Below are 25,409 nucleotides of genomic sequence, written 5' to 3' on the forward strand. Positions count from 1 at the left end.
AGGGCGTCCGGCGCGCCGCCCCGGGTGGGTGGCGCGCCGAGCGGATGTGCGATCAGCCGGTGAACGGCGGTTTGGCCGGCGCACAGACCGTACCGGGGGCGGGCAGAATGCCGTCGATCAGGTATCGGGTCTCGTACCGGGCGGCGCAGTCACTGGGGTTGGCCAGCACGGTGTGGCCGTAGCCGTCGACGGTCAGCAGCTGCGCGCGGGCGAGCGAGCGGGCCATCGCGCGGGACCCTTCGTACGGCATGGCCGGGTCACCGGTGTTGGCGACCACCAGCACCGGCCGGGCGGTCGGGTGGTTCCAGGGGCCGTCGTAGCGGTCGCGGTCCCGGGCGGGCCAGTCCGCGCAGCGCTCGTCGGTCCAGGCGAAGTACGGGCCGGCCTCGCCGGAGCGGGCCCGGGCGGACACGGCCAGGGCCGGGTAGTCGGCCCGGGCGGGTGGGTTGGCGCTGTCCGAGCAGACCACCGCGAGCGCCTGGTCCGGCGACTGGCGCAGGACGGGCGGCAGCGGAGTGCCCGGCGTGGCGGGGGCCTCGGTGGCGGCCCACAGCGTCTGGAGCCTGGTGCCGAGGTGGCTCCAGCCGGTGTCGGGAATGCCCGGGGCGGGGTTGGTGGCGTAGAGCGAGATGATCGTCGCTTCCAGGGCCGAGCCGGCGGTGTAGGTCATGCCGTCGACCGCGACCGGCCGGGTGCGCAGCCGCTGGAGCAGCTCGCCGTACCTGGCCCGGGTGGCGGCGGCCGTCCCGGCGGAGAAGGCGCAGGTCTGGGTGCCGGCCTGGCCGCACTGGTCGAGGAAGGCGTCCAGGACGCGGGAGGCGGCCACGTCGCTGCCGTTGCGCAGCAGGGTGCCCGTGGTGGTGGCCTGGTCTCCGCGGCCGGTCGACCAGGCCACCGGGTCCGGGGCACTGTCGAGGACCATGGCGCGCACCCGATCGGGGAACAGGTTGGCGTAGGTGGCGCCGAGGTAGCTGCCGTACGAGGTGCCCAGGTAGCTGAGCCGGCGGTCGCCGACCGCGCGGCGGAGCAGGTCCATGTCCCGGGCCACGTTGGCGGTGGAGATGTGCGGCAGCAGGTCGGGGTTGCGGGCCGCGCACTGCCGGGCGAGGCGCTGGTAGGCGTCGGCCCAGGTGTTCTGTTGCTCCGCGCCCTCGGGGTAGCCGGCGGCCGTGCCGGCCAGCAGGGCCTGCTCGTCGGCGGGGTTGTCGAAGCACTGGACGGGTGCGCTGGCGCCGGTGCCGCGCGGGTCGAAGCTGACGATGTCGAAGCGCTTGCGCACCTGTTCGGGGAACTGGCCGAGCATCAGGGGCAGGGCCAGGGTGCCGGCCACGGCCGGGCCGCCGGGGTTGTAGAAGAGCGAGCCGATCCGGTGGGCCTGGTCGTCCGCCGGGTGCCGGATGACGGCGAGGTCGATGCCGGCGCCGCGCGGGTCGTGGTGGTCGAGCGGGACCCGCGCGGTCGCGCATTCGAAACCGTCCGCGCACGTTGCCCAGGCCAGTCGCGGCGCTGGAGCGGTGTCCGGCGCGGCCACGGCGGTCGCCGGGCAGACGGCCGCCAGCAGCGCAGCCGCGGCGATGCCCGCGCCCAGCCTCCACGAGGCCGCCGGGCGTCGGACTACGGCGGGGGCGGCCTCGGGCCGGCGTGGGTCTGCCGCGGGGCCGGAGGAAGGGGAGGTGCAAGTCACGCGAGTGCCCTTTCGTCAACGGGCCGGACGGTCGTTCGCGCTCCTCGGTCGCGGCGCACCGTCCGGCACGTCGGACAGTTCCGCACCTCGCTGGCAGAGCGCTGGCATCCCGCTGGCAGCGGCTCAGGCACCGTTCGGCAGGGCGTGGGCACTTGCGGACGCCGGGAGGGCGCACCCAAGGGCTGTCCCGTTGCACCAGGGTGCCGGCATGATGATCTGCATGACCGCAGACCGAAAGGCCCATGCCGCGTAGACGGCCCGGCAGGCTCCGTGCCGACCAACGACATGACCCGCGCGCCTGGGGCGACCCGCCACCAGACCGCATCCCATGGCTCTCGACTCGCACCAGCCTGGCGGTACATCGGGTCGAGAGACGGTCGGCCGACTACTACGTGTACCCCGGTGCCACGGATCGGGCGTTGTGGCGGTATCGAGCGTTCTCCCTGTCACCGGGGCGCCGCCCCCTGTACCCGCAGGACGCGGAGTGCTCGTGCCGTGGGTGCTCCTTCGACGATGTGCGTCACGCGCGGGATGTCCTCGATGAGGTTCTGCGGGAGCTGCCTGCCCGTGCCCGCGAGGAGCTGGGACACCGAGTGGCTGTACTGGACTCTGCCTACGTCCAGCGCACTTTGCCGGATCCCTTTGCTGGTGAACGGCAGTGGCGCTCTGACCGTTGGTGGCGCCGCCGTCTCGCCGGCGGCAGGGAGGGGACGTGAGTCTTGCCCGGGGTGCCTACCGCGGTGAAAAGATCGCTGCCATGGCCGGCGTGATCACGGCATCGGAATCATCCTGGACAACCCCGCACTCCGCGGATCGTCGCAAGCTCGCCCTTCCGCTTCACAGGACGTGACAGGGGGTCTCGGCATGCCGCGTGAGCGCGTCCAGGAGCGCGGTTTGCTGGTCGGTCAGCTTGCCCTCGGTGCGGGCCTTGTCCTGCTTGCGCAGCCAGGTGCCGGGGCGGAAGGTGGGGTCGTCGCCGAGGCCGGTGCGGTTGGCGGGGCCGGTGAGGGTGCCGCCGGCGGCGAGGTAGGCGAGCAGGCGGCGGTAGGAGCGGTTCCAGTCCGGCTCCAGGCGCCACAGTTCGTCCAGCGCGTCGAGCTTGGTGACCTGGTCGGTGGTGAGGTTGTCGGCCTTGCGCTGGCGGCGCATCCACGCGCCCACCGCGTGGTCGTCCAGCTTCGCGGTAGCGGGGATCGCGAGGTGGCCGTGCTGGTGGCGGAACGCGGCGGCGTAGGCGTAGCCGCGCTCCCAGGCGTTGGCGTTCTTCGACCAGATCATGCCGAGCGCGTCCAGCTCGCTGACCCGGGCGGCGTCGAGCAGGTGCCGGCCGTGGAGGTGGCGCTGGCGGGTGAGCCAGGAGATCAGCTCGGCGTGCTTCGTCTTGTCGGTGGGGTCGAGGTGGCCGTGTTGCAGGTGGAACACGGCGGCGACCGCGTGCATCCGCTGCCACTCGACCGCGCGCGGGTTGAACGCGCGCAGCTTGACGGTCTGGAGGATCTGCGCCGCGTGCCGGCGGGCATTGATCTTGAGCCACTCGATCGGCGACTCGACCGGGGTCGGCTGCTGCCCGCCCTCTTCGGCCTCGGCGCCCTGGCTCTCGGCCGGCTTGGCTGCCGTGGTGTGCGCGGTGCCTTGGGAGCGCTGGGCACGCAGCTCGGTGATCCGGCCGACCACCCGGGCGTCGTGCGCCGCCAGGGCGCGCAGGACCCGCCAGATCGTGCGGAAACCGGAGGCCTCGATCTCGGCGTCGGCCTCGGCCTTCACGGCCTCGCCGGCGTCGTGGACCTCGGCCGGGTGCGCGGTGGCGGTGTCGTCGCCGACCTCCGGCGTCGGCAGGTAGACCGGGATGATGACCCAACTGACCTTGCCCTGGCGGTAGGACTGGCGCAGCGCGCGGCCGATGGCCTGGACGATGTCGATGACGCTCGATTTCGGGTCCGCGAAGCAGATGGCGTCCACGGTGGCGACGTCGATGCCCTCCGTCAAGAGCCGACTGTTGCACAGGATGCCGCACTCCTCACCGTCCTCGCCCGTGTGGGCCTTGAACTCGGTGAACGCGGCCCGGCGGTCCTTGAGCCGGTCGGTGCCGGCCACCGCCTTCGCCCAGATCCGCTCCGGACGGTCCTTGTCCTCCAGCAGCTGGGAGGCGTCCAGCAGAGTGCTCGCGAACTCCCGCGCCGCGGACACCCTGGAGTGGAAGGTGATGACGCGGCGCAGGCCGAGGTCGGCGACGGCGCGCAGCACCGCGATCTGCAGGGCCAGGCGCAGGAGTTCCTCGTTGCTGCGCTGGGAGCGGAGGTCGGCGACGGCCGGGAGGTTGAGGAGTTCGCGCAGGTCTTCGTCGGTGACGACGGGGACCAGGACGCGGTAGTCGGCGAGGTAGCCGTGCTCGATGCCCTGGCCGAGGGTCCAGCTGAACACGGTCTTGCCGTAGACCGTCTCGTCGTCCATGGAGCAGAGAGCGGGCAGCGCCTGGCCGTCGGCGTCGGCGAGGTCGGTCAGGCCGTCCTTCGCCCGCCGGTCGTCCGCGATCCGCGGGGTGGCGGTGAAGTACAGCCGGCGCGCGGCGGGGACCTGGGCGTCGTCGTGCACGGCCGCCCAGGCCTTGCCCTCGGCCCCGGCGGTGCGGTGGGCCTCGTCGATGACGACCAGGTCCCACGCGGGCAGGCCGCACAGCCGGTGGGCCTGGACGATCCGCTCCAGGCTCGCGTAGGTGGCGTACACGGTGACCGGCTCGCCCGCCTTCTCCTTGGCGACCAGGTCGGCGATCCGCGGGGCCTGCGTGCTCACCTGGGCGTGGACGCGGCCGCCGGCCTCCGCGCTCTCCAGCGCCTCCTCCCGCGAACACGCCGCCACCGCCAGCCCCCGGCGCCCGCCCCGCAGCGACCAGGACTCGGCGGTCTGCTCCAGCAACTCGATCGTCGGCACCAGCACCAGCACACGGCCCCGAGCGGCCAGGCGCCGGGCGCAGCCGGCCGCGATGAGGGTCTTGCCGGAGCCGGTCGCCGCGATGACGGTCGCGCGGCCGCCGCCCTTCACCTCGCGCACCGCGGCGGCCACCGCGTCCTTCTGGAACCAGTGCAGCGGCAGCGGGTTCAGGGCGGTGCCGAGCGGCTGCGCCGGGAGCAGCGGCTCGGCCTCGGCGCGCAGCCCGGCCGGCACGTTCTGCTCGGCGGTGGCGGTGGTGGTCTCCACGGCGGTGGCTCTCCTTCGTGTGCCGGGCGGTGTCGGGGTCAGTGCTCGTCGGGGTAGGCGTAGCGATGGAGGGCGTCAATGAGGCTCTCCACAAGGCCGCCAACCGGCGTGATCGTCCACTCGCTGTCGAAGCCGCCCTCGGTGAGGAGGACGTCCGCCAGGGCGTCAGTCAGTTTCTGGGCCTCCTTCTCGCTTGGGCGAACAACCGGGTCGAGCACCACGCGGCACTCCTGGGCGGCGCGGCGCAGCACGGCGAGCATCTCGTCGGGGCCCGTGAACCAGTCGAGGCGGTCCTCGGCCGTCGCGGTGGCATGCCGGGCGGCTCGGGAGAGCAGCCGGTGTGCGGTGCTCGGGGAGATACGCAGGTTCAAAGCGATCTGGCCGATGGTGTGGCCGCTGTCCTTCAGCGTGACGGCTTGGACGCGCAGCTCTTCTCGCCTGGTGGTGCCGGGGCGGCGGGTGTGTCCGGCGCTCATCGGTCCTCCTCGGGCACCCAGCCGCGGACTTCCAGGTAGGCGATGTCGGCGTCCTCGACGGCGCGGCCGGTCTCCACCAGCCACTCCTTCATGGCCTCGGTGACGTCGCCGTGGTGGTCCGCCACGCGCTGGGACCATTCGGCGGCGTCGAACCCGCCCGTGCTCGCGGAGCCGTAGGTGCGCTCCTCCGTGCCATCGGAGCGCGGGATGAAGCCGCGGCGGATACCGCCGGAGTCCTTCTCCGACCCTGCCGAGTAGACGTACTGGTCGGCCTTCATCCGGACGGTGAAGGCGAGGCGGCCGCCGGCCTGTCCGGTCTCGTGCACGACCGGGGCGAGGTGGCTCGCACCGGAGCGGATGGCCTGGCGTCCGGCGCGGCCGGCCATCGACCCACCGGCCTCGCCGACGGTGTCCTTGCCCCGCACCCGGGCCTTCTGTCCGGTCTTGGTACGGCGGCGGCTGATGTTCGCCTCGGCGATCCCGGACAGTGCCTCGGCGTCGCGCTCGCCTCCGCGCACCGCGCGGACCAGCTGGCGCAGCACGCCCACCATGCTGGCGCCCTTGCCCTTGGTGAAGAACTGGGAGACGAGCGAGGCGTCGCGGCCGAGCATCCTGGCGACCTGACGTTTGGTGAAGCCCTCGTCGATCAGCTCCTGGGTCAGGCGCGCGGCCTCGTTGGGGTTGTTCGGGTCGGCCGGACTCACTGCTGCTCATCCCCCTTCCGGGCGAGTTCGGCGCGGCCCAGGCCGCGCAGCTTGAGGTACTGCTCCTGGCTGGTCGGGTGCTCGACGGGGCCGGTGAGGTGGCCCTTGAGGAGGTAGTCGCCGGGCTCGCCGCGGTAGGGCCAGGGCTGGCGCTCGGTCAGGGCGATGCCGTCGGTGCCGAAGTAGACGACCGTGCCGGGCTTCGCGTGCAGGGCGCCGGCGTGGGCGATGATGTCCTTGCCCTGGCGGTACTTCATGTCCAGCAGCGCGGCACGGGCGCCGGACCAGACGTAGGCGGCCCATTCGGGGTGGGCGTAGGGGTCGCGGGAGAAGCCGGCCTGCCGCTGCCAGGTGACGACCTCGGCGTCCTGGCCGAGGATCTCCACCCCGGCGGGCAGCGCCTCGCCGATCGGAGTGGTGCCGGAGACCAGGCGCGGGCGCTGCGCGAAGCCGCCCAGGCCGAACAGCAGCACCGAGCGGACGGCGCGGGAGGCGAGGTAGGCGGCCTGCCGCTGCCGCTCGTCGCCGTGCATCTTCGAGAGGTTGGTCAGGTCCGCCCAGGCCGCCTTCAACCGCTTGCCCCACTCGTCCAGGGGCTTGCCGTCCTCGAAGAGCAGGCCGCCAAGGATCTCGATCCGCCACGGTGCGATGTGGTTGGCGAGGGCGAGGTGGATCTCCGCGCCGCCCGCCCACGTCGTGAACGTCGCGCCGGGCTCCGACGGGTAGATCCAGGCGCGGTCACCGGTGACCGGGGCGGGGAGCAGGCCGACGTGGTTCCACCCGGCCGGGACGGTCACGCGCACGTTCCAGTGCGAGCAGGACATCAGGGCCTTGGTCTGCTCCTGCTCGGTCATCGCCGCGAACGCCCGCGCGGTGATGCGGCGTGGGGTGCCGACCGGTGACTTCCACAGGTGCTTGGCGTAGGCGAAGGTGCGGTCGTACTCCACCAGGGCGGGCAGCTGCTCCCGGACGCGGGGCTGCAGGATCAGCTCGGTGCGGCCCTGGCCGCCGGTCGCGTGCAGGAGGCCCCGGAGTTCCTCGCTGAGGACCGGGTAGCCGCCCGCCCACTTGCCGGTCGTCGGGATGGTGCGCGACCACAGGTCCCGGCCGGTCTGCGACGGCGAGCCCATCAACACGGCGTCGTCCCAGTGGCGGCGCAGCGCCTGCCACAACAGGGTGAACGCCTGGCGGCAGGTGACGACGTCGGCGCCGTCCGGGTCGAACCACTCCCCCATCGAACGGATCTCGGTGCTGCCGCCGTCCGGCGCGGCCGTGGGGGCGTAGCGGCCCACCGGCTGGCGCTGGTGGACGAAGTGTCCGGCCAGCTTGTCCCGGCCCGAGCCGACAGCGGTCGTCCACCGCTCCGACGGGGTGTTCAGCCAGGCCGCGACGGCGTCCTTGAGCGTGGAGTACCGCTCGGCGCCGTCGTGCCAGGGGGCGCCGGTGGTGATGTAGATCCGCTCGGTGCCGGGCGCGGTGGCGAGGACGGCGTCCAGGATCTCGCCCGGGGTGCGGGCGCCGAGGTCGAGCCGCACCACGCGGTCGCGCACCGCGAGGTCGCCGGTCGCGGCGTCCAGGAACACCGTGGAGCGGGCCTGCTGGACGAAGTTCGGGCGCTTGGAGAGCAGACCGGTCGTCACCGCTTCGAACCGCGCGCCGGCCGGACCCTCGGGGAGGGTGGGCAGCTCGCGCGGACCGGCCTCGACTGCCGGACGCGGCACGGCAGCGACCGGAGCGACCGAAGCCTCCGGTTCGACCGGCGCAACGGCTGCGGGAGCGGCGGAGGCGGGCTGCTCGGTGACGGCGGCGGGGCGGGTCAGCGCCGGGGCGACCGCGCTCGCGGACTCGGCCACCGGCGCCGGCGCCGGCACAACGGTGACGGCCTGGTCGTCGGCCTTGGCGGCGCGGACGGCGGCCGGGGTCGGGTCCAGCAGCGGCGCGATCCGCACGACGTCGCCGACCGACAGGCCCGAGGCCTTCGCGATGGCATCAGCCTTCGCGCCCTCGTACCCCGCGAGTTCGCTGATCCGGCGGGCGCGCTGCTGGTTGAGCTTGTCGAGCGCGGCCTGCGCGGCCGCGACCGTCTTCTCGGCCTTGCCGATCTCCTCGCGCAGCGGGCGCAGCTCGGCGACCTTCGCGGTGTACGTCTTGCGGTCCATCAGGGTGTCACTTCCCTTCCGTGGCGTCGGTGCTGGTGCCGGTGTCGAGGGGGCGGGCCTGTCGGGCGAGAGTGAGCCAGCCGTCCGGGCCCTGGGTGCCGTGGATGTCGGCCAGGCCCGCGAGCAGGAAGGCGTAGGCACCGCGTTTCGGGGCCCGCGGCTGAGCGGCGCCGTTCTCCCACTTCGCGAACGTCTCCCGCCGGGTCTTCAAGGCCTCGGCGACCTCGATCTGGGTCAGGCCGGCGGCCTTGCGCAGCCGCTCCCGCTCGGCCGGTTCCGGCAGGTCCCCGCCGTCCCGGGCCTTGGCCAGCAGCGCGTCCACCGCCGCGAAAATCTCAGACATCACATACCTCCTGACGAGATAGGCAGCATAGATCACCTCTTGATACGCATCACTTTTCGCCGCATGTTGGTAACACAATGACCGCATAGGCTTCGCCGGGCGCGCTGGAGCCGCGGTGCCTGCACGTCGCGTACTGTCCTGCGACAAATGATCTTGACCGTTTGCCAGATGATCTTGACGGAGGTCCCGTCCCGCATCGACGTGTGGCCGTGGATCCGACGTCTGTCGGCGAACGGGCGCGGGCGGCATCCGCGCCTTCCAGTTGCCGGCGCCTCACTCGAAGCTGTCGGCGGTTGATGGTCCTGCCGGCCGCCAGTGTGGGAGCATGCGCCGGTGCGCGAGCTGACTGTGCTGGGGACGTGTGGTGGCTGGCCGGAGGCTGAGCGGGCGGCGAGCGGCTTCCTCCTGGAGACTGACGGGTTTCGCCTGGTCCTGGACCTCGGCTACGCGACGCTGCCCCGGCTGCTGGCGCAGTGCACGGCGAATGAGCTCGACGCCGTGGTCATCACCCACGAACACCCCGATCACTGCGCGGATCTGAGCGCGCTGTGCCGTGCGCTGCTCTTCGGCGGGGGCCGCGACGGGCGGGTGCCGCTGTACTGCCCTCCGGGGGTGCTCAGGCGGGTGCAGGCGATGGAGCCGACGGAGGAACTCCGCGAGGTATTCGATCCACATCCGTTTCCGGGCAGCTACGAGGTCGGTCCTTTCCAGCTCGAAGGACAACTCCTTCCGCACCACGTGCCGCACGCGGGGGTGCGGTTGACAGCCCCTGGACTGACCCTGGCCTACAGCGGTGACGCCGGTCCAGACCGTGTCCTCGGCGAACTGGCGGCTGAGGCGGACCTGCTGGTCGCGGGAGCAACCCTGCAAGGTCCGGCGACTGACCCGTACCTGCTCAGCGCGGCCCAGGCCGGCCAGTGGGCTGCCTGCGCGGGAGCGGAGCGCCTGCTGCTCACACACTTCTGGCCCGGCGCTGAGCGCAGGCGATCCGTCGCAGAGGCGGGCGCCGCATACAAGGGGGAGGTCCTGTCCGCGTGCGAAGGGATGGCCCTTCCTCTCTGACGCGTCGGTGTCACCAGGCCGTGCCGGGCTGCTGTGCGTGAGACCCCGCGCCAGCTCCGTGCTGTCCAATCTCGGGTTCTGGCTCAACTTCCGTGACCGGTAACACTGGGTTACTCGGTTAGAGATCGAAGAGTCGGTCTTCCTGAGGCTCAGGCTCAGGCGCGAGGACGGAACGGATGCGGCTGATGGCCTGCCGCCACTTCGGGCCGTCCACAGTCTCGTCCCAGAGGTCGGCGAGCTCGGACTCCGCGGCAACCACACGGTCGAGCGCCTCGACGGCGAGCGACCGAAGATCGATGGCGAAGATCGGAAGGGCGTCGTCGGGGCCGTAGCTTGTGCTGACTGGTTCACCGCCCGGGCACTGTGCGGCGATGAGGGCGGCGGCGGCAACGGCCTCAGCTCCCTCAGGACTTTCAAGGTAGTCCCGGGTCTGGATGGTGCGGATCAGCGTCGTCCGGATCAGGGGCTCGCGCTCGTCCTCGGCGGCTTCGTCCAGCGCGTCGGCGAAGTCTGCGGCCATGTCGTTCTCGAACGGACCGATGTCCCAGGTTCCCATGATGATCTCCTCGCGCCGCTGTGCGGCGATCATCGCAGCGGCCGCCGACAAGGCCGTCATGAGGCCAGCAGGACCCGTTTCCGCAGGAGCGCGAAGCCCGCGCGGCCGAACATCTGGCGCTTGAGCATCTTGATCCGGTTGACGTGGCCTTCGACGACACCGGAGTTCCAGGGGAGGGTGAGTCCTGCGATGACGGCGTCCCGGTCGCGGTCGATGCCGGCGGCGAGGGTGTGGAGGCTGGGCAGGTCGTCCTGGCGGACCGCGTCGAGCCATTCCGGGAGCCGCTCGCCCTGGCGCTCGGTGAGCATGACGGCGAAGGAGCGGACGTGCCGGGTCAGGGCGTCGAGCTCGGGGCAGTGGGCCAGGACGGTCTTGAGCTGGAGCTGCTCGGCCTCGGACAGTGCCGTGGGCCGCCGGAGAATCCAGCCGGCGACGGTGCGGGGCGACGGCGGCGGTGCGGTCACCGGCTGCGGCGAGGTGCGTTTGAGCCGGAGGTAGGCCCGGACGCGCTGGTAGCTGCCCTTGTAGCCGAGCGGGACGATCTCCTCCCAGAGCTTCCAGGCGTTGGTGAAGCCCTCGCTCCAGCGGTCGTCGAGGTAGGGCTTGTAGTCGTCGAGGACGGACGGCCGGTTCTGCCACTGGCCGTGGAAGAGATCCTCCGGGGTCGCGGCGTCGGCCAGGGCCTTGACCGTGCGCCAGGTCATGCCGAGCTGCCGTTGGACGGCGCGCCGGCTGTGGCCCGCAGCCAGGAGGGCGTGCACTGCGGCGTGCCGGGCCCGGGTGCGATCGGCGAACCGGAAGCCCGTCGGCCAGGGCTGGTCCGAGTCCTCCTTCTGGGTCACGGGTTCGGTGGTAACGGCCGGACCTGAAGCTGGAGTTACCGCGCGGAGGCACTGCCAGTGGCGGGCGACGGCTCGCTCGGCCGCCTCGCTGAGGTTGTGCCACAGGTGCCAGCGGTCCGCGACCTGGACGGCCTGCGGAGCTCCGGAGGTAGCGCCCTCGGCGAAGAACGGCGCGCGGTCCCTGCAGACGATCTCGACGCCCGGCCGCTGGGCCAGCCAGGCTCGACGCCTCCCGGTCGGGCAGCAGGTCCACCGGCCGGCGGGTCTCGGCGTCGACCAGCACGGTCCCGTAGGCGCGGCCCTTGCGCGTCGCGTACTCATCGACGCCCACCACGCGCGGGACCGGCGGCGTTGGGATGGGAAGTTCCTCCACCAGCCGCAGCACCGTGCTGCGGCTCACCGACACCCCGAACACCCCGGCCAGCCGAGCACCGGCCCGACCGGCCAGCGCCAGGCCCACCGAGGCGAGCTCCGTCCGCAGCCGCTCGGTCCACCGGCTGTGGCGCCGAGTCAGCCCTTCGATCTGCTCGACGAATGTCCGCCGCTCGCACGACGGGTTGCCGCACACGAAGCGCCGAACCCGCAGGCTTAACCGGACCCGCCTGCCCCCGACCGGCCCGTCGACGGGAAACCGCAGGTAGGAGCTGTGCACCCGGGTCGACCAGCCCCCGCACCCCGGGCAACTGTGCCCCGCCGCCGCAGACTTGACCCCCACATTGACCGCCTCGGTGTCCACGTCGACCGACAGCACCGCGACGCCCGCGACCGACGGAAACAACAACCCCTCCAAGCGGGGCACCAGATCATCCACGGTCCCGCACTGTCGGCCACCACGGCCCAGCCGCTGGCGAATTCCGGGCAACTTCCCGAGGCCGGCAGCATCGCCAGATCGTCACTCAGCGTGCATGGACCACGGAAGTTGAGCCAGAACCCCTTCTCGCGATCAAAGCCAGCACCCAGGCGCCGCTGCGGCCGCTGCCGGTCCGGGTCCGTCCTCACCTCGGCGAGGGCACCGACTCCTACATCCGTCGCCTCGCGCGGGCCAACCACCTCAAGCCCAGCTACCTCAACAGCGTGACCAGTCCGAGGTCCCGCCACGGGAAGCCCGACATCGCCCTGCTCGCCCAGCTCGCCGGGCGTTCCGCCGCAGGCCTGCGGCGGGCACTTGCCGACGCCTCCGGCAAGCCCCACCCCCGGATCGCCGAAGGCCCCACCAGCGGCGCAGCACCAGTCTTGACGCGCGGCGTCGATCTCCTGCTCGCGACATCCGACCTGCAGAACCGAGGCGTCCCGCTTCGACTCGCCGCTCAGCGCCACGGATTCCGCCCCAGGAACCTCCGAAAGGCTCTCCAGCAGCAGGAGCCCCGTCGGCTCTCCCGCAATGTCCCCCGCTGGGATGCCACACGACGAGAGCTCATCAGGTCCATGGCCGCCGATGGTCTGACCACGACAGAGATCTGGGCCCGGATGATGGACGAGTACGACACCCCGCTCACCTACAGCGGCCTCAACACCTTCCTCGCCCAGGAGCGGTCCGCCCCCACCCAGGAGTAGGCCAGAAGCAGTCCGCCTCTTGATCACCGGTCGTTAGACTCCGGGGTTCTGATGCTGCCGGTGGACGGGAAGGCCAAGTCATGGACGACGACCCTTGGGCCGGCTGGCCAGAACGGTGGGCCGGCACGGACTGCGACGTGCGGACGGCCGTGGGCGCGATCCCGCCGGAGGTCAAGGACGGGTTCAGGTACGACGAGGTCCCCTGGCACCGGTTCCGGCACTTCTACGGCCCGGGCGAGGAGATCCCCGGCCTGCTCGCCACGCTCGCGTCCGGGGACACCGAAGCCGCTGACAGGGCCCTGCGGCAGCTCTGGACAAACCTTCACCACCAGGGCGGCACGATCGCGGTGGGAGCACTGGCGATACCGTTCCTGCTCCGGATCGCGACGACCGGGCACCCCGGGCTCCGCGCACAAACGCTTCACCTGGTCGCCGAAATCGGCCGGTGCCAGCACATGGGGGACGGATCGCGCGAAGGCCTGCTCCAGGTCGCCGAGGAGCCGCTGATGGTCGAGGGCAGCACGATGTGCCCGGTGGACTGGACGATCCAGGCCGCCCGTCGGGCGGTCACGGACGACCTGCTCCTCCTGCTCCCGCTTCTCGACGGCCCCGACCCCGAGGTCCGCTCCATGACCGCATACGTCCTGGCTGCGGCAACCGACGAGATCCCACGCGTCTCCTCGGCCCTGCGGTTCAGGCTGGCGAACGAAGACGACGCGGCGGTCCGGGTGAGCCTGATCCTGGCGATCGCCCAACTCGCCCGCGAACACCAGGACGACCACGCTCCCAGGTGGACCCGGGACCTCTGGTCGGACCCGGGACGACCTCCCGAGATCCGCATCGGCGCCGGCCTGGCCTGGCTGTGCCTGGTCACCGACCCCGCCACCGACGAGCTCCGCGCCCTCCTCACCGACCCCGGCATTCGCCGGTACGACGACCTGCTCCAGTCGGTGCCGTGGCTCACCTGGTGCGACGCCCCCGGTTTCGCGCTGCGCAGCTGCATCGACGAAATGCTCGCGGCGAAGGTCCCCGCAGCGGTGCTCGACGATCCCTGGGGCGGTGGGCCGTCAAGCTGAGGCACGCAGCGGTCGGCCAGCCTTGGCCGTGGGCCTCGGAAACGTCAAGGCTCGTGATTGAAGGCAACCCCCAGTGCCCTCTCAAAGCTGTCCATCAGAGCCGTCAAGATCATTTGGCAATTGGTCGAGATCATCTGTCACGGGACAGTCGCGTACGCCCTCGGATTCCGCGAGCATGACGGGGCGTCATCATCCGATTACCGATTCGCCGGACAGGAGTCCGCCGGCGGAGCCGGATGAGGCCATGCCTGCTGCTGATGACCCGGTCTTCGCGCTCCTGCGCGCCTCGTTGGACCCCACCTGCCACACGGCTGCCGTGCGCTCCGAGCACCCCGTGTGCCGTGTCGTGGCCGCCACCGCCCGCAAGGACGTCGCCGCCGGTGGCATGGAGAACATCTCGTTCCTCGCCGCCGGCGTCGCTTTCGCCGGCGCCGCCGTCACCGGCCTGTTCGCCGAGCACTACGACGTCGAACCGGCCAAGCTCATGCGGGACCTTCTGGCCACGGCCGCCGAGGACCGGAGGAAAGGACGCGGAGAGGACGTCCCGTGGCAGGACCAGGTGCCCGCTGTCCTCGGCGCCTTCTTCGACCCTGCCACCATCACCGAGGCTCCGGCGATCATGGCGCGCGTCTGGATCGAGGGCGAGAACAGGTTCTACGACCTGCTCGTGGACCTCGCCGCGCTGACAGCCACCATGATGACTTCGCTGATCAACCTCAAGGCCTACACCCAGGAAGAGATCTTCGAGGAGATCAGCCGGATCCTCGACCTGACCGGCGATAACGACGATCCGTCACGACCGACGGACGACTGACTTCCTCGCCTGCCACGAGAAGGGCACACATGAGCGGCGACCACACCCCGGCGGCTGGTGGGTCCGGTCTCAGGAGGTGAAGGCCCGGGGTGCCCATTGGTCGAGGTAGTCGGCGATCGGTCGCAGTTCGGTGGTGAGGAGCCGCTGCTGTGCCGCCGTCCAGGGCTCGGCGAGGACGGTGGCGATGGCGCCGGGGAAGGTGGAGAAGCGGGCGCAGGCCAGGACGGTGGCCCGCAGGTGCGGGCCGGGCAGGTGGGCGAGCCCGGTGCGCAGGATGTTCTGGAGCCACGGCTGCTGTTCCGGCCGGTACGGCGGGAGTGTGCGGAAGCGGTGGGTGACGACGGCTTCGGGGATGCCGAGTGAGGGGCGTCCCGCGCGCCACCACCGCAGGGCCAGTTCGACGTCCTCCAGTCCGAATCCGCTGAAGGCCGCGAAGCCTCCCTCGGTGAGGAAGCGGTCGCGGACGACCGCCAGGCAGCCGCCCGGGAGGAGACCGACCTCGCCGGGTGCGGGCCCGGTCGCCGGGCGCCAGCGGTAGGTCAGCAGGGCGTCCACGAGTTCGGCCCCGCAGCCCACGAAGCGGCTGTCGGAGGCGTCCCGCACCGCGGGGCCGACGAGCGCGTCCGGCGTGCGGTCGAGCGCGGTCACGAGCGGTGTCAGCCACCGGTCGTCCACCGCGCAGTGGGCGTCGAGGAAGACGAGGACCGGCTGGTCCGCGGCCTGTGCGCCGCGGTTGCGGGCCGCGGCCACGCCGACGTGGTCCCCGCGCAGGGTCCGCACCCACGGCGGCCAGGTGCGCTCGCAGCCGCCGTCCGTGCTGCCGTCGTCGACGAGGACGAGTTGGCGTGGCCGCACGCTCGCGCTCGCCACCGACCGGATGGTCTCGGCGACCCGGTCACCCTCCTGGTAGGCGCAGACGACGACGGAGACGGGCACCGAGGAGCGCATGCCGGCGTCACCGTTCCGGTGGGACGGCGGGTTGCGGAGCGGCGGCGGTGAGCTCGGGTGGCAGGCTGTCGGCCACCGAGGCGGGTGTCCGGGCCCGGCTCCAGAAGCTTCGGCACTCCGGCAGCAGACGGCCGTGCCGGGCGGTGTCCACCCAGGTGTACCGTTCCGGTTCCCGGGTCAGGGCGAAGCCGCGCAGCAGTGCGAACTCGCAGAACCTGCCGAACCCGGCGGCGTGCGCGTAGTCGCCGATCGACTGGCCGTGCGCGTCCCGGCAGTGGGCGCGGAGCCCGGCGTACACGTGCCGGGGGACGATCAGGGGCGGCGGCTCGGTCACGTCCGCTCGTACCTGTTCGCCGTAGAAGGTGGTCGGGCACCGCCGCCAGCCGTCCGACTCCGGTCGGGTGCCGCCCGAGTCGAAGGCCATTCGCGGCCGGCCGTGGTCGAACAGGCGGGCCGTCAGCTCGCAGGGCGCCGTGAACACCTGGTCCGAGTCCAGGTGCAGGATCATGTCCGCGTCCGTGTAGCGGTCCGCGTGGAGCTTGGTGATCTGCTGGCCGAGGTAGTCGTCGGTGTAGTCGCGGCAGGTGGACAGGCGGGCGCCCGTCGACTCGATCGCCGACGGCTCCATGCGTTCGAGGCTCGACCGCGGTACGACCACGACGACCTGGCGGTGGCCCGAGGCGAACAGGGCGATGGACCGCAGCGCCAGGTCCAGCCACTGCCGGTCCCGGTGGTACGAGCGGATGAAGACGTCGATGACCGGGGTCATTCGACGGGCTCGTCTCCGATGCCGATCTCGGGTCCCGGGGTGCCCGTGATGCCGCCGGGCGGCGACGTCATCAGGAGTTCGTCGAACCCGGGGAACACTTCGGCCCACCGCGTGTCGCCGGCCCAGTGCGGCGCGATGCCCGCCGCGAGTGAGAGGTGGAACCCCGTGAGCCGGGAGATCCGGGACCGGTCGAGGTTGAGGGCCAACACGTCGCCGAGACGGGTGGCGTCCAGGCCGAGTTCCTTCAGTACCGCGGGCGGGCTCGCCGAGTACGCCGTGAACTCGCTCCTGTCGGTCAGGACCCGGGCCTGCCGGGGTACGAAGCCGACGTCGGCGAGCTCACCGGAGACGACCGCCGACTGCTCGTTGACGAACAGGGACACCCAGTCCACGCCCGCGCCCGCCAGGTCCTCGAGGAGGAGCTTCGTCATCGCCGCCGCCAGCCCCACGTTGGTCGCGTCCCGTACGGAGAGGAACGCCGGGGTGAGCAACGCCTGGCCGTTGTCGCCGACCACTGCCACCGCCGTGCCGCGCAGGGTCCTCGCACCGATGCCGGACGGCGGCCACGGGCGCTCTTCGAAGGCCACGGCGGTCCTGGTGTGGGCTCTCGCCGTGAGCGGGACCAGGACCTCGTCGAGCAGGTGCCCGAGGCCGAGCTGTCTGAGGAACCGGGACAGCTCCGGCCGGTACTCGCCGAGGGGGTCGGTGGTGATCCGCAGTTCCAGACGGTCGTTCAGCTCGTCGTGAAGGTTCATCGCTTCTCCTCGCTGGTGCTGCTGTCGTCCACGTCGTAGAGCCACGCCACCGCCGAGTACCGCACGCCGGTGCGCACCGGGCGCACCTCGTGCAGCACGTCGGAGCGGAAGGTGACGATGGAGCCGGCTTCCAGCCGGATGTTCTCGGGCGCCACGGTGCCGTCGGGCCGCGGAACGTGGAGGACCAGCGCTCCGCCGTCGAAGGTCGGGAGGCCGTCGTGGGGTGTCGCGTCGTTCAGCAGGCAGACGATCGTCAGCCGGCGACGGCGGACGACGGCCGGGTCCAGCGGGTCGTCGGAGCTGTCCCGGTGGGCGCGGAAGAGTCCGCGCTCGGCGTAGCTGCAGAACTTCGGGCCGTCCAGGGCGACCCGTCGCCATCCCCCGTCCTGGATCGTCTTCCGTGCGACCTCCCGCATGGCGGTGACGACGGGCTTCGCCCGCTCGGGCGCCAACAGGTGCTCCGAGCAGCTGCGCATGCTCAGGTCGACCACGTCGTTGCTGCGGCGCAGCACCGGGCCGGTGATGGCGGCGGACCGGGCCATGGCCTCGACGGCGGCGCGGCAGTCCTGTGGTGACAGTGCGTTGCGCCAGATTCTGAGCTGCGCCTCGTTGTGCTCTTCACGGCTGGGAGTTCCGGTCCGCATCCTTCTCCCGTTCTCGGTCGGTCGTGCGACGGCTACGAGAAACCCGCCGACACGTTAACCAATGGTGATGGCGATCTCGCGGAAGGTGATCGCCCGGGGGTTTGCCGTGTCTCCGTCGTCGGCTCACGCGTCCCTTCGGGGCCCGCCGTTGGACGGCCGGGCGCGTCGGCGGCGGGAGGGGCCACGCGGTTGCGGGCGGAGGCCGGGGTGCCGCCGGATGCGGCCGGTCGGCGGTAAAGCGCAGGCAAAGTAGGATCGGTGCGCTCGGTCCCCCGGTTCTGTGAGGAGTGCCCTCGGATGGTGTTCAAGCGGCTTCTCGGCGCCCTGGGCGTCGGTGGACCCACCGTTGACACGGTGCTGTCCACCCCGACCGTCCATCCCGGCGGCACCGTGCACGGCCAGGTCAACCTGGTCGGCGGCAGCCGGGACGCCGACATCAACGGCATCACGCTCTGCCTGGCCGCCCGGGTCGAGGTCGAGCACGAGGACGGCGAGAGCCACACCGTCAAGGAGTTCGCCCGGGCGCAGGTCTGCGGCCCGCTGCGGCTGGCCGCCGAGGAGCAGCGCGCCGTCCCGTTCGCCCTGCCCGTGCCGTGGGAGACGCCGCTGACCGCGATCGGGGGCCACCACCTGGCGGGCATGGTGCTCGGGGTCCGCACCGACGTGGACATCGCCGGCCAGCTGGACCGGGGGGACACCGATCCGCTCGCGGTGCAGCCGCTGCCGGTGCAGCAACGGGTGCTGGAGGCGCTGGCGGCGCTCGGTTTCCACTTCCAGCGGGCCGACCTGGAAGCCGGCCGGATCCACGGCACGGGCCAGACGCTGCCGTTCTACCAGGAGATCGAGTACAAGGCGGCGCCGCAGTTCGCCCGGCGTTGCAACGAGATCGAGCTGTCCTTCGTCACCGACCCGCACCGGGTCGAGGTGGTGCTGGAGTTCGACAAGCGCGGCATGTTCCGTGGCGGCGACTCGGTGCGCACGTTCGTGCTGGACCACGCGGCCGGGCAGCACGACCTGACGGGCACCGTGGACGGCTGGATCCGCGGCGTGCTGGGCCACTGACCGCGCGCCGCGCCCCCGGTGCCCGGCTGCCGAGGGTCTTCGGGAGGGCGACGGCGGCCGGGGCGGCGGGCGAGCGTGTCGTCCGCCGTCCCGGCCGCGGGAGAAGAGGGAGACATCGCGCGGCCACGGGGGTGGCGTGGTCGCGCACCTACCAGCCGTTGCCGATCTTCACTGGTGGGGTGTTGCTGTAGCCGCGGCTGCTCTCGCCCGGGTACAGCCACAGATCACCACTGGCGTCATTACGGGCGACGATGTCCTGATGACCGTCGCGGTCCCAGTCGGCCACCCCGAACGGCGAGAAGCCTCCCCAGCCGTTGCCGATCTCCACACGCTGGAAGCTGCTGAAGCCGCGGGTGCTGTCGCCCGGGTACAGCCAGAGTTTCCCGCTGTCGTTGTCCCGGGCGACGATGTCCTGGTGGCCGTCGTTGTCCCAGTCGGCCACCCCGAGCGGCGAGTAGGGCAGCCAGCTGTTGCCGATCCTGACCGGTTGCACGCTGCTGAAACCGCGGCTGCTCTGGCCCGGGTACAGCCACAGATCACCACTCGCGTCATTACGGGCAATGATGTCCTGATGACCGTCATGGTCCCAGTCAGCCACCCCGAACGGCGTGTAACCCTGCCAACCGCTGCCGATCTTGACCGGTTGCACGCTGCTGAAACCGCGGCTGCTGTCGCCCGGGTACAGCCACAGATCACCACTCGCGTCATTACGGGCGACGATGTCCTGATGACCGTCATGGTCCCAGTCAGCCACCCCGAACGGCGTGTAACCCTGCCAACCGCTGCCGATCTTGACCGGTTGCGCACTGCTGTAACCACGGCTGCTCACACCCGGGTACAGCCACAGATCACCACTCGCGTCATTACGGGCGACGATGTCCTGATGACCGTCGTTGTCCCAGTCGGCCACCCCGAACGGCGTGTAGGGCAGTTTGGTCATCTGGCTCAGCAGCCAGTCACGGTTGGGGCCGGCCCCCACCTCGCTGTACGAGGCGGCACCGCCGCAGCTGGCCCCCTTCAGGACGCCTACCTGCACAGTGTTGCCGCCGCCCTGCGGGGTCACCAGGAGCGGGCCGCCGCTGTCGCCCGGGCATGGGCCCTTGTCGACCATGATTCTCTTGATTCCGAGATTGTCCGGTTGCGGCGGAGTGATGAAGACGCTGACGAACTGCAGTTGACTGGGCAGGACACCGGCTGAGTTCACTCCCCATCCAGTGGCGATCCCTTGGTCGAACTGGGTGAACGGCCCTGCGGCCACACCGTCCCACAGGAAGGACTGGTCCGGTACGGCCAGTTGAATGGGCGTCACATTGGTGACGGGAGAACTGAGTTCGATCAGGGCCACGTCGTTGTGTCCGCCTATGTAGGCGGGGTTTCGCAGGATCCGCTTGACTCTGCGGATCTGGCCGCCCGTAGCCGCCATGCCGTTTCCGACCCGCACCGTCATGTCGCCGACCGAGGTCGGCACCGAGCAGTGCACCGCGGTGAGAACCCAGCTGGGGTGGATCAGGGAACCTGTGCAGAGACCGCCGACGGCGGTATTGCGAACCTCGGCCACGAACGCCAGATCACCGCTCGAATCTGGATTTCCACCGGTGATGGCGTGCGCCGCTGACGGGAAGAGAGTCGACAGCGTGGCCATGAGCGCCGCTGTGAAGAATTTACTGCTTTTCCCCTTCACCGAACCTCCAGGGGATCAACCTTCGAGACAGACCTCACGAAGGGGGGCGGGCTGCCACGCCCGTATGACGTCACGCTAAATCCTCGATTCAGCGAAGGCGCGGGCGAGGCAGGCAGCCCTACTCTGATCAGGTGAGCACGCTCAGCCGGGCGGCTCTCACAACAGCCCTCGAACACGTTGGCCGGGGAATAATGCCCCGCCCCAGACCCCAGGGCGGGACGCTTTCCCAGGCCAAAGGGCCGACCGGGCGTGCGGCCGGCGTGGGGAACGCCACACTTCCGGTCCTGGGCGTGCCGGTGCTCGCCGCCCGGGCGGCGGCCCAGGACACTGGTCGCCGTGACTGATGTGCGCGAGACCTTGGATTACCAGACCTTCGGACGGGCGGTGCGCGAGCTCGCGCAGACGATCGCCGACGACGGCTACGAGCCCGACCTCGTCCTGAGCATCGCCCGCGGCGGGGTGTTCGTGGCGGGCGGTCTCGCATACGCGCTGGACTGCAAGAACATCCACCTGGTGAACGTGGAGTTCTACACGGGCGTGGGCACCACTCTCGAGATGCCCGTCATGCTGGCGCCCGTTCCCGCCGCGATCGACTTCACCGACAAGAAGGTCCTGATCACCGACGATGTCGCCGACACCGGCAAGACATTGAGGCTGGTGCACGACTTCTGCCTCGACCATGTCGCCGAGGTCCGGTCGGCCGTCATCTACGAGAAGTCGCACTCCCTCGTGAAGTGCGAGTACGTGTGGAAGAGGACCGACGACTGGATCGAGTTCCCGTGGTCGACGCAGGGACCGGTCGTCCGGCGCGAGGGGCAGGTGCTCGACGCCTGATCGGAGGTGGACGCGGCCGCGCACCCGGCGCGGGCGTCCGTCCTGCGGTCCTCACCCCAGGGCGGGGTGGACCAGCCGTCCGTGGTGGATGAGGGAGACGGACTGCTTGAGGCGGCGTGCGCGGACGCTGATCTCGTAGCCCCTGAGGCCCTCGATGCCGGCCAGGCGGCCGCTGAGGTAGTGGTAGAAGGCGGGGGTGTCCTCGCAGATGACGACGGCCATGAGGTTGTGCCGGCCGCTGGTGGCCGAGACGAAGGCGCATTCGTCGTGCCGGGCGAGTTCCTCGCCGATCCGGTGGAGTTCGGGCAGGTCGACCTGGAGCCAGAGGATGGCGTTGAGTTCGTAGCCGAGCCGTTCGGTCAGGATGTCGATGCCGTAGGTGAGGGTGCCGGTGGCTTCCAGGGCCTCCAGGCGGCGGGCGACGCGGGCCGCGGACCAGCCGGTGGCCTGGGCCAGGTGGGTGTGGGAGGCGCGGCCGTCCTGCGCCAGGGCCTCGAAGAGGGGGCGGTCCTCGTCGGTCGGGGCGGGCGGTGGCCCGGTGGGCGCGGGGCGTTGCTCGGTCAGCTGTCGCACCTGGTCGTCGGTGAGGGAGCGCTTGCCGCCGGCCCAGCCGGCCGTGCCCGGCGCGGTGAACGGGTGGATGAGGAGGTCCACGTTCATGTCGAGGATCGAGGTGGCTTTCGGGAGTTGCCGCAGCAGGACGTCGTCGCGCCCGGTGCCGGCGGTCGAGCGGATGGTGCAGATGATCTCCGATCCGCCGGAGGCGACGCTGGCGTAGCCGACTTCGGGCCTGCGGGCGAGCGAGTCGGCGACGGGCCCCGCGGCGTCGGGGCGGCACCGCAGCCGCGCGATCCAGTCCGCCCGTCCGTGGGCGGTCGGGCTGCTCAGCCCGACGACGCGCAGGACCCCGTCGCGGCGCAGCGCGTTGTAGCGGCGGGCCACGGTCTGTTCGGACACCCCGATGACCTCGCCGAGGCGGCGGAAGGAGGTACGGGGGGCGCAGTAGAGCCCGTGGATGATTTTGCGGTCAAGGTCGTCGTGCACGGAGGAATGCTTACACAGTCTCGGGCTGCTGTGGAGGTTGTTGTACGTCTGCCGTGATCGCTTGTGGGTTTCTCGACCGTTCGGGTGAAGCTGGTCCGCGCCACACAGCAGCAGTCGGTGCCCGCACGGCATCCCGCAGTCGAAGGAACCACTCCGTGAACTCCGCAACGGTGCAGCGCCCCGGGGCCGGACGAGGCGTCACGCTCGTCATGGCCTGCCTGGGCGTCTTCGTCGCCTACCTTCCCGTGACCACCGTGTCGGTGAGCCTGCCGGCGATCCAACGGGCGATGGGCGCCTCGACCTCCCAACTGTCCTGGGTGTCGGACGCGTTCGTGCTGCCGATGGCCGCGCTGATCCTCACCACCGGGGTGTGGGGCGACGTCCACGGCCGCAAGCGGGTGTTCCAGACGGGCATCGCGTTCTGCGCGCTGGGCGCGGCCGTCTCGCTGGCGTCGGACTCGGTGCAGTCGCTGTGGGTGGGGCAGGCGGCCTCCGGTCTGGGGGCGGCGGCGCTGCTGCCCACCACGCTGGCCCTGATCAGCCACGCGGTCCCCGACCACCGGGAGCGGGGCAGGTTCATCGGCCTGTGGGCGATGTCCATGCTGGCCTCGCTGGCCGTGGGACCGCTGATCGCCGGATCGCTGCTGGAGCACGTCGGGGTGCGCTGGATCTTCCTCCTGCCCGTCCCGGTGTCCCTGGTCGTGCTGGTCGTCGCGGCGTTCCTGCTGCCCGACTCGTGGGCGCCGCACAGCCGTCGGCTGGACTGGCCCGGGCAGATCAGCGCGGCGGTCGCGGTCACCGCGGTCGTCTACGGCGTGATCGAGGGCGGCGCCGACGGCTTCGGTACGCCCCACGTGGTGGCGGCCCTGGCGCTCGGCGCGGTGAGCGCGGTCGCATTCGTCGTCGTGGAGCGCCGCAGCGCCAGCCCGATGCTCGACCTGACGCTGTTCCGCAGCCCCGCCTTCGCCGCGACCTCCCTGGTCGCCATGATCAGCTTCCTGGGGCTGATCGGCTTCTTCTTCGCCCTGAGCCTGTACTTCGGCCTCGTGCAGCACCTGAGCACGCTGGAGGCCGGGCTGCGGCTGGTCCTGGTGTCCGGGACGTCCCTCGTCGTCGGTGTCCCCGTCGGGCGGCTGATGCACCGGGTCTCCGCGCGGGTCATGATCACCGCCGGTCTGGTGGTGATGGCGGGTTCGCTGCTGTCGCTGACCGGCATCGACGCCGGCACGTCCTACGGGTCGATCGCCTGGCGCCTGGTCCTGCTCGGCCTGGGCATGGGCACCGTCCTCACCCCGATGACGGCCTCCGCCGTCTCCTCCGTCCCGCACCACCTGGCCGGCATGGCCGCCGCGGGGAACAACGCCTTCCGCCAGGTCGGCGGCGCTCTCGGCCCGGCCGTACTCGGCGCCCTGCTCACCACCCGCGCCCTCGGCGCCCTGCCCGGGCGCCTCGCCGACGCCGCGGTGCCGGCGGAGACCGGCGAGCGTGTCCTCGCCGTCGCGCGGGAACAGGGGCTCGGCGCCGTGGCCGGGCTCGACCTGGGTGCCGCCACCGGACCGGCCCTCACCGCGCTGGGCGGCTCCTTCCTCGACGGCCTGCGGCTCTGCCTGATCGTGTCGGCCTCGCTCGTCCTGCTGGCCGCGCTCGCCTGCGCCGTCCTCCTGCGCCCGGCCGCGCCGCCCGCCGGCCGTCCGGCCGACGCGGCCGGTGCCGGCAGCGCGGCCCTGGCGCCGCGAACCGCCGGTGGTCCCGCGCACGTCTCCACCGGCGGCGTGCCCACCCAGGGGGTGCGAAGCGCACCGTGACGCCGGGCGGTGGCCGGGGCACGTTGCCGTGCCCCGGCCGGTGTCGACCGCTGTTCGGGGCGGTCGTCGTCCGGTTCTCAGCAGACCGCGGTCCGGTCGTAGGTCCCGCCGACGGTGTGGAAGTACCTGCTCTGCCTGTTCGGGATCGACTGGCACGAGGTGTCCCGCCAGTAGTTGACGATGATCCGGACACGCATCGTCCTGCCGCAGTTGTTGTACACATAGCCCGCGATCCCACCGTCGGCCATGTTCGTGACGCCGCTGCGGTCGATGCAGGCCGGCGCCGTACCTCCGGCGGCCAGCGGCGCCGAAGCGGCCTGGGCCGGCACGGCGCCGCCCAGACCTGCCAGCACGAGGGCGGCCGAGCCCGCGAGGATCCGGGACTTCGTTGCTCGCATGGTGTTCCTTTCGACGCGGTCCGCGCCCTGGAGCCTCGGAAGTCGGCTCTCCGCGAGACATGGCTCCCGGGTGCGTCGCGCCACCAGGTTCGCCGCGCCCCGGGCCGGGCTCAACGTGATTCGGACCAGGCCGAACCACGCCGAAGCCCTGGACCGCACGCGCGCGCCGGGTGGGGTGGGCGGGCATGCCGGTGCCGGTCACGCCCTGGTGGGGTGTGGCCGGCACCGGTGTGGGGAGCGGCCGGGTGGTGTCGTGTCACCCGATCTTGATGGCGGCGACCCTCGGCGGGTGGTTGGGGAAGGTGATGTCGGTCCAGCGCTCGATCCGCACGGAGTCGCCGTTCACGTCGTAGTAGGTCAGGTCGTTGTTGCCCGTGGAGATCCGGTCGACCCACCACCCGCCGAAGTCGGTCCTCCCGCCGTTCGCGTAGCAGTCGACGCTGTCGCGGCCGTCGAGGTGCGACCAGATCTTCAGGAAGTCGTTGCGGCCGCCGTCGCACTGGACGTGGTCGATGGCGAAGGCGTCGCCGCTCGGCAGGCCGACGGTGAACGTGGCGGCCGCGGCGAACGCCATGGCCATGGAGCGGACGGCCCTCTTGGTCTTCGAGATCACGGATTCTCCCTCGTACGAGGGCCGGGACGTGGCCCGGCGCTGTCGGTGACGTCGCGTCATGACGGGAACGGCGTCGGAACGGTGCTTCGCCGTTTCGGCTCCTCACGGCCGGTGCCCGTCGGTGAAACGGCTGTGAGGAGCCGGGACCTCAACGTAGTGACCCCGGTCCCCCGTCCGGCCGCAACACTCCGGATGCGAACCGGCGGGCCGGGACATCACCCGATCGTGGCGCTCACGTGCGCGGCGGGGCGGAGGCGGCAGGGGCGGTCGGGAGCCCGGGGGCGGCGCGCCACGGCCGGGCGACGGGCGGGCGGAGGGCAAGCCGTTTCGGTGCGCCGACGCGGGGGACTTTTCGGATAGTCGCGGCAGGCGTCGGCGGGCGAGGCTGGGC

23 protein-coding genes and 1 pseudogene are annotated in these 25,409 nt (G+C 71.6%); 7 read left to right on the forward strand and 17 right to left on the reverse strand.

Annotated features, from left to right (window positions below):
- Positions 1 to 52 precede the first annotated feature (52 nt).
- The 6 genes from ACGF13_RS35065 to ACGF13_RS35090 form a co-directional block, all read right to left on the reverse strand.
- Positions 53 to 1,684, reverse strand: coding sequence for an alpha/beta hydrolase (locus ACGF13_RS35065; protein ID WP_392883212.1), 1,632 nt, complete (start codon positions 1,682 to 1,684; stop codon positions 53 to 55).
- A gap of 837 nt (positions 1,685 to 2,521) precedes the next feature.
- Positions 2,522 to 4,879 (reverse strand): Helicase associated domain protein, encoded by a 2,358-nt coding sequence (locus ACGF13_RS35070; RefSeq protein ID WP_392883214.1) that lies wholly within the window; start codon positions 4,877 to 4,879, stop codon positions 2,522 to 2,524.
- A gap of 38 nt (positions 4,880 to 4,917) precedes the next feature.
- Positions 4,918 to 5,355: a helix-turn-helix domain-containing protein gene (locus ACGF13_RS35075; protein ID WP_392883216.1), complete on the reverse strand. Its 438-nt coding sequence runs from the start codon at positions 5,353 to 5,355 to the stop codon at positions 4,918 to 4,920.
- A complete protein-coding gene (locus ACGF13_RS35080; protein ID WP_392883218.1) occupies positions 5,352 to 6,059 on the reverse strand; it encodes a helix-turn-helix domain containing protein in 708 nt (235 codons plus the stop codon). The genes ACGF13_RS35075 and ACGF13_RS35080 overlap by 4 nt, the downstream gene beginning before the upstream one ends.
- Positions 6,056 to 8,218 (reverse strand): hypothetical protein, encoded by a 2,163-nt coding sequence (locus ACGF13_RS35085; protein ID WP_392883219.1) that lies wholly within the window; start codon positions 8,216 to 8,218, stop codon positions 6,056 to 6,058. Before ACGF13_RS35085 ends, ACGF13_RS35080 begins: the two co-directional genes overlap by 4 nt.
- A 7-nt stretch (positions 8,219 to 8,225) precedes the next feature.
- On the reverse strand, positions 8,226 to 8,561 hold the full coding sequence (locus tag ACGF13_RS35090) for a helix-turn-helix domain-containing protein (protein ID WP_392883221.1): 336 nt from the start codon (positions 8,559 to 8,561) through the stop codon (positions 8,226 to 8,228).
- A gap of 333 nt (positions 8,562 to 8,894) precedes the next feature.
- Here ACGF13_RS35090 and ACGF13_RS35095 point away from each other — a divergent pair, with 333 nt between their 5' ends.
- Positions 8,895 to 9,623 (forward strand): MBL fold metallo-hydrolase, encoded by a 729-nt coding sequence (locus tag ACGF13_RS35095; RefSeq protein ID WP_392883222.1) that lies wholly within the window; start codon positions 8,895 to 8,897, stop codon positions 9,621 to 9,623.
- A gap of 118 nt (positions 9,624 to 9,741) precedes the next feature.
- Here ACGF13_RS35095 and ACGF13_RS35100 read toward each other — a convergent pair whose 3' ends face one another.
- From ACGF13_RS35100 to ACGF13_RS35110, 3 genes and pseudogenes are all read right to left on the reverse strand, one after another.
- Complete coding sequence (locus tag ACGF13_RS35100) at positions 9,742 to 10,239, reverse strand: DUF4259 domain-containing protein (protein ID WP_392883421.1); 498 nt, start codon at positions 10,237 to 10,239, stop codon at positions 9,742 to 9,744.
- Complete coding sequence (locus ACGF13_RS35105; protein ID WP_392883224.1) at positions 10,236 to 11,021, reverse strand: transposase; 786 nt, start codon at positions 11,019 to 11,021, stop codon at positions 10,236 to 10,238. The genes ACGF13_RS35100 and ACGF13_RS35105 overlap by 4 nt, the downstream gene beginning before the upstream one ends.
- A gap of 622 nt (positions 11,022 to 11,643) precedes the next feature.
- A pseudogene (locus ACGF13_RS35110) lies at positions 11,644 to 11,832 on the reverse strand (ISL3 family transposase); the annotation flags it as partial.
- Positions 11,833 to 12,446: 614 nt separating this feature from the next.
- Here ACGF13_RS35110 and ACGF13_RS35115 point away from each other — a divergent pair.
- The 3 genes from ACGF13_RS35115 to ACGF13_RS35125 all read left to right on the forward strand — a co-directional run bounded on the left by ACGF13_RS35115 (position 12,447) and on the right by ACGF13_RS35125 (position 14,465).
- Positions 12,447 to 12,575, forward strand: coding sequence for a hypothetical protein (locus ACGF13_RS35115; protein WP_392883226.1), 129 nt, complete (start codon positions 12,447 to 12,449; stop codon positions 12,573 to 12,575).
- An 80-nt stretch (positions 12,576 to 12,655) separates the two neighbouring features.
- Positions 12,656 to 13,651, forward strand: coding sequence for a hypothetical protein (locus ACGF13_RS35120; RefSeq protein ID WP_392883227.1), 996 nt, complete (start codon positions 12,656 to 12,658; stop codon positions 13,649 to 13,651).
- Between the two features lie 175 nt (positions 13,652 to 13,826).
- Positions 13,827 to 14,465: a hypothetical protein gene (locus ACGF13_RS35125; protein ID WP_392883228.1), complete on the forward strand. Its 639-nt coding sequence runs from the start codon at positions 13,827 to 13,829 to the stop codon at positions 14,463 to 14,465.
- 69 nt (positions 14,466 to 14,534) lie between these two features.
- Here the strand turns inward: ACGF13_RS35125 and ACGF13_RS35130 are convergent, their stop codons facing one another.
- The 4 genes from ACGF13_RS35130 to ACGF13_RS35145 are packed head-to-tail and all read right to left on the reverse strand — an operon-like array spanning position 14,535 to position 17,581.
- Positions 14,535 to 15,413 carry a glycosyltransferase family 2 protein gene (locus ACGF13_RS35130; protein WP_392883230.1) on the reverse strand — a complete coding sequence of 293 codons (879 nt, stop codon included), beginning with the start codon at positions 15,411 to 15,413 and terminating at the stop codon, positions 14,535 to 14,537.
- A gap of 7 nt (positions 15,414 to 15,420) precedes the next feature.
- Positions 15,421 to 16,182 (reverse strand): hypothetical protein, encoded by a 762-nt coding sequence (locus tag ACGF13_RS35135; RefSeq protein ID WP_392883231.1) that lies wholly within the window; start codon positions 16,180 to 16,182, stop codon positions 15,421 to 15,423.
- Positions 16,179 to 16,937 (reverse strand): hypothetical protein, encoded by a 759-nt coding sequence (locus ACGF13_RS35140; protein WP_392883232.1) that lies wholly within the window; start codon positions 16,935 to 16,937, stop codon positions 16,179 to 16,181. The genes ACGF13_RS35135 and ACGF13_RS35140 overlap by 4 nt, the downstream gene beginning before the upstream one ends.
- Positions 16,934 to 17,581 (reverse strand): 2OG-Fe(II) oxygenase, encoded by a 648-nt coding sequence (locus tag ACGF13_RS35145; protein WP_392883233.1) that lies wholly within the window; start codon positions 17,579 to 17,581, stop codon positions 16,934 to 16,936. Before ACGF13_RS35145 ends, ACGF13_RS35140 begins: the two co-directional genes overlap by 4 nt.
- A 297-nt stretch (positions 17,582 to 17,878) precedes the next feature.
- Between ACGF13_RS35145 and ACGF13_RS35150 the strand changes: the two genes are divergently transcribed.
- Complete coding sequence (locus ACGF13_RS35150) at positions 17,879 to 18,643, forward strand: sporulation protein (protein ID WP_392883235.1); 765 nt, start codon at positions 17,879 to 17,881, stop codon at positions 18,641 to 18,643.
- A 148-nt stretch (positions 18,644 to 18,791) separates the two neighbouring features.
- Here the strand turns inward: ACGF13_RS35150 and ACGF13_RS35155 are convergent, their stop codons facing one another.
- A complete protein-coding gene (locus ACGF13_RS35155; protein WP_392883236.1) occupies positions 18,792 to 20,285 on the reverse strand; it encodes an FG-GAP-like repeat-containing protein in 1,494 nt (497 codons plus the stop codon).
- A 375-nt stretch (positions 20,286 to 20,660) separates the two neighbouring features.
- Here ACGF13_RS35155 and ACGF13_RS35160 point away from each other — a divergent pair, with 375 nt between their 5' ends.
- Entirely contained in the window at positions 20,661 to 21,158 is a 498-nt protein-coding gene (locus ACGF13_RS35160) for a phosphoribosyltransferase (RefSeq protein ID WP_392883238.1), read from the forward strand.
- A gap of 51 nt (positions 21,159 to 21,209) precedes the next feature.
- Here ACGF13_RS35160 and ACGF13_RS35165 read toward each other — a convergent pair whose 3' ends face one another.
- On the reverse strand, positions 21,210 to 22,202 hold the full coding sequence (locus tag ACGF13_RS35165) for an Lrp/AsnC family transcriptional regulator (RefSeq protein ID WP_392883239.1): 993 nt from the start codon (positions 22,200 to 22,202) through the stop codon (positions 21,210 to 21,212).
- A 209-nt stretch (positions 22,203 to 22,411) separates the two neighbouring features.
- On the opposite strand from ACGF13_RS35165, the gene ACGF13_RS35170 reads away from it, so the two are divergent.
- Complete coding sequence (locus ACGF13_RS35170; RefSeq protein ID WP_392883422.1) at positions 22,412 to 24,007, forward strand: MFS transporter; 1,596 nt, start codon at positions 22,412 to 22,414, stop codon at positions 24,005 to 24,007.
- Between the two features lie 77 nt (positions 24,008 to 24,084).
- Here the strand turns inward: ACGF13_RS35170 and ACGF13_RS35175 are convergent, their stop codons facing one another.
- Together ACGF13_RS35175 and ACGF13_RS35180 are read right to left on the reverse strand one after the other, a co-directional pair.
- A complete protein-coding gene (locus ACGF13_RS35175) occupies positions 24,085 to 24,405 on the reverse strand; it encodes a hypothetical protein (protein ID WP_392883240.1) in 321 nt (106 codons plus the stop codon).
- Positions 24,406 to 24,661: 256 nt separating this feature from the next.
- Positions 24,662 to 25,018 (reverse strand): beta/gamma crystallin domain-containing protein, encoded by a 357-nt coding sequence (locus ACGF13_RS35180; RefSeq protein ID WP_392883241.1) that lies wholly within the window; start codon positions 25,016 to 25,018, stop codon positions 24,662 to 24,664.
- Positions 25,019 to 25,409: the final 391 nt, after the last annotated feature.

It is taken from the genome of Kitasatospora sp. NPDC048286 (assembly GCF_043201735.1).
GTDB lineage: Bacteria > Actinomycetota > Actinomycetes > Streptomycetales > Streptomycetaceae > Kitasatospora.